Origin of the sequence: Streptomyces sp. SA15 (assembly GCF_002291145.1) — a bacterium.
Lineage (GTDB): Bacteria > Actinomycetota > Actinomycetes > Streptomycetales > Streptomycetaceae > Streptomyces.
The window spans coordinates 1-3,553 of the sequence record NZ_NTGE01000156.1 but is presented as its reverse complement, the minus strand read 5'-3'; the positions used below and the strand labels follow the sequence as shown (position 1 = coordinate 3,553).

The 3,553-nt window shown below is 75.3% G+C and carries 3 protein-coding genes and 1 pseudogene; all 4 read right to left on the bottom strand.

Annotated features, from left to right (window positions below):
* Positions 1 to 196 precede the first annotated feature (196 nt).
* Positions 197 to 778, bottom strand: coding sequence for an SIS domain-containing protein (locus tag CLM62_RS34795; RefSeq protein WP_095753878.1), 582 nt, complete (start codon positions 776 to 778; stop codon positions 197 to 199).
* Positions 778 to 2,001 carry a glycosyltransferase gene (locus CLM62_RS34790; protein WP_095753877.1) on the bottom strand — a complete coding sequence of 408 codons (1,224 nt, stop codon included), beginning with the start codon at positions 1,999 to 2,001 and terminating at the stop codon, positions 778 to 780. Before CLM62_RS34790 ends, CLM62_RS34795 begins: the two co-directional genes overlap by 1 nt.
* A complete protein-coding gene (locus CLM62_RS34785) occupies positions 1,998 to 2,948 on the bottom strand; it encodes a glycosyltransferase (RefSeq protein WP_095753876.1) in 951 nt (316 codons plus the stop codon). Before CLM62_RS34785 ends, CLM62_RS34790 begins: the two co-directional genes overlap by 4 nt.
* A pseudogene (locus tag CLM62_RS34780) lies at positions 2,945 to 3,376 on the bottom strand (glycosyltransferase family 9 protein); the annotation flags it as partial. The pseudogene CLM62_RS34780 and the gene CLM62_RS34785, both read right to left, overlap by 4 nt.
* Positions 3,377 to 3,553 lie beyond the last annotated feature (177 nt).

Sequence of the window (3,553 nt, the reverse complement as noted above, 5' to 3'; positions counted from 1 at the left end):
GGACACGGCTGCCCGCAGGAGCGTCACGAACATGCCGACCTTCATCCCCGGCCTCGAACTCTCCCGCCGCTTCTACACCGAGGCCGTACGCCCCCTGCTGGAGGAGGCCGCCCCCGGCATCCCCCACCCCCCCCCCCCCACCCCCACCGCCCCCCACGCCCCCCGCCCCCCCACCCCCCCCCCCCCCGGCCCCACGTCATGCCGCCTCCCGTTCCACCGCCGCGTCGAAGGCCGCGCACACCATGTGCACCGCCACCAGGTGGAGTTCCTGGACCGTCGCCGCGGAGGAGGCCGTCACGCACAGGGCCTCGTCGCTGCCCGCCACGAGCGGGTTGGGGGCCGGTCCGGTCAGCGCCCACACGCGCAGTCCGGCCGAGCGGGCCGCGTCGGCGGCGGACAGCAGGTTGGCGCTGGCACCGCTGGTGGACAGCAGCATCAGGACGTCGCCGGGCCGGCCGTGGGCACGGACCTGGCGGGCGAACACCTGGTCGACGCCGTAGTCGTTGGCGATGGCCGTCGTGCTGGAGGTGTCGGCGTGCAGCGCGAGCGCGGAGAACGCCGGCCGGTCGTGCTGGTAGCGGCCGACGAGTTCGGCGGTGAGGTGCTGGGCCTGCGCGGCGCTGCCGCCGTTGCCCGCGGCGAGCAGCCGGCCGCCGCGGGTGAGGACGGCGGCCAGCCGTTCGCCCCACCGTTCGGTGATGTGGGCCGAGGCGCGGAACGCGCCCATGGCCTCGAGGAGTTCGTCGCAGTGTCCGACGACGGGCGGGTGCACGGTCATCACGCCACCTCCCTCGGCAGTTCGTGTCCGACCGCCACCTGGCGGTAGACCTGTTCGGCACCGTCCGCGACCCGCTGCCAGGTGAAGCGGGCGAGGACGCGGGCGCGGCCCGCCCTGCCGTAGCGGCGGCGGGTGTCCTCGTCGGCGAGGAGGTCGCGCGCGGCGGCGGCGATCGCCCCGGAGTCGCCAGGTACCAGTCGGCCGGTGTCGCCGTCGGCGACCGTGTCCCGGTGCCCGCCGACGTCGGTGGCGACGACGGGAACGGCGCACGCCATCGCCTCCAGCGGCACGATGCCGAATGGTTCGTACACCGGCGTGCACAGGACGAGATCGGCGCCGCACATCAGCGCGGGCATGTCGGCCGGGTCGACCGCGCCGAGGAGCCGTACCCGGTCGGCGACGCCGGTGCGCCGGGCGAGGCGCCGCAGCCGCCCAGCCTCGGGGTCGGCGTCCAGCAGGCCGGGCGCAGGGCCGCCGGCGACGAGGAGTTCCGCGTCCGGGATCTTGGCCAGCGCGCGGATCGCCTGGTCGTAGCCCTTGCGGCGGACCAGCCGGCCGCAGGAGAGCAGCCGGTACCGCTGCCGCCGGGCGGGGGCGGCGGGGCTCCTGCCGGGATCCGCGGCGGGGTGGAAGTGCTCGACGTCCACTCCGCAGGGCACGACGGACACCTGCCGTGGGGGCACTCCCATCTCGGCCAGCTCACGCACCTCGTCGGTGCAGGTCGCCAGGACGCGCTCGCAGTCGCGGCCGATCTGCCGCTCGATGCCGATGCGCTCGAACGGGCTGGTGTCCCGTCGGCCCTGGTGCCGCCGCTTGACGGTGCCCAGGGCGTGGAAGGTCTGCACGACCGGGATGCCGTGGGCGTGCGCGCCGATCCGGGAGGCCATGCCGGACATCCAGAAGTGGGCGTGCACGACGTCGGGCCGGTCGTGGTTCCAGGCGCGCGCGAGGTGGGCGCCGAAGCCGGGCATGTAGGGGAACAGCTCGTCCTTCAGGACGGGTTCGGGCGGTCCGGCCGGCACGTGCTCCACGACGGCGCCGCCGGGCAGCGGCACCCGGTCGGGCAGGTCGGCGCGGTCACGGCGGGTGTAGACCGTGACGTCGTGGCCGCGGCGGGCCAACTCCTCGGTGAGGCGGGCCACGTACACGTTCTGGCCCCCGGCGTCGACACCGCCGAGCGCGGCCAGCGGGCTCGCGTGCTCGGACACCATGGCGATCCTCATCGGGTCACCTCCTTCAGCAGCCGCTCCCAGTCGTCCAGGAAGCGGGACAGCCCGTAGCGGGCGAGCGCCGCCGCCCGCGCCCCCTCGCCGATCATGCGAGCGTGCAGGGGGTCGGTCACGAAGTCCCGTACGGCATCGGTCAGTACGTCGATTCGGTTGGAGACCACTCCGGCTCCGACGGGCACGGCCTCGGTCGCCTCGGTGGTCGCCAGCGCGACCACGGGTATGCCCAGGTGCATCGCCTCCAGCAGGGACAGTCCGAGGGAGGTCCAACGGACTGGGTGGACGTAGACGCGCCGCCGCGCCATCGCCGTGTGCAGGTCGCGCTGAACGAGTTCGTGGGTGCGGCAGCGGTCGGGCGGGAGGCCGAGCCGGCCGGCGAGGCCTTCGGTGCCCATGCCGAAGACGTCCAGCGGGGCCGCGTCGGCGAACGCCGGCAGCAGGTCGGTTCCGGTCGTACGGCCGCGCCGCACGGGCTCGTTGACCACGACGGCCGCGCGCTCCAGCTCGCCGGTCCACCGGTGCCCGGGATCGACGACGCCGTGCTCGACGACGGTCGTCGGGGCGGCCCCCGCGTCCCACATCAGCCGGTTGAAGTGGGTGACGTGGACGAGGGTGACGCCGGGGATGTCGGCGGCCGGGTGCCGGGTGTCGGGCACGTCTCCGTGCGGGGCATTGTGCTCCAGGTACACCAGCGGCGGACGGCGGCCCAGCCACCGGTCGACGAGGGCGAGTTCGTGCGGGCGTTGCAGCACGACGACGTCGATGTCCGTCTCCCGCAGCCGCTCCGGCGGGACCTCGACGACGGAGTCGGGCCAGTCGTACGTACGGGCGCGGCCCAGTCCGTCGGGTCCGCGGTCCGGGGTGACGGGGACGAGGTAGGTGTGCGGTCCCCGCACGAAGGCCGTGGTCCACGACCCGTGCACGTGCCAGAGCAGAATCCTCATGTCTGCACCGCCTCCGCCACGTCCGCCACCTTCGCGACCAGCTTCTCGACGGCGGCCACCACGTCGTGCGCGGTCACTGACTCCAGGCACGGATGTCCCGGTACGGGGCACTCCCGGGCCCTGCTGTCCGCGCAGGGCGCCCGCTGGTCGCCGAGCAGCACGTAGGGGATGCCGTACGGCCGCCAGCGCTCGGCGGGCACGACCGGCGCGAAGAGGGAGACGACCGGGGTGTCCACGGCGGCGGCGAGGTGCGCCGGGGCCGTGTTGCCGGTGACGACGGCGTCGGCCCCGGCGAGGACGCCCGCGAGTTCCGCGGCGCCGGTACGGCCGCCGAGGTCGAGGCCGTGCTCACCGGCGACGTGCGCGGTCAGGTCCCGTTCGTCCGGGCCGCCGGTCACCACGACCCGGTGCCCGGCGGCGGCCAGTTCACTCCGCGGCGCCGGTACGGCCGCCGAGGTCGAGGCCGTGCTCACCGGCGACGTGCGCGGTCAGGTCCCGTTCGTCCGGGCCGCCGGTCACCACGACCCGGTGCCCGGCGGCGGCCAGTTCACGCACGGCCTCCGCGCTGCGCCCGGCGCTCCAGGCCCGGGCCGGGACGCTGGCGC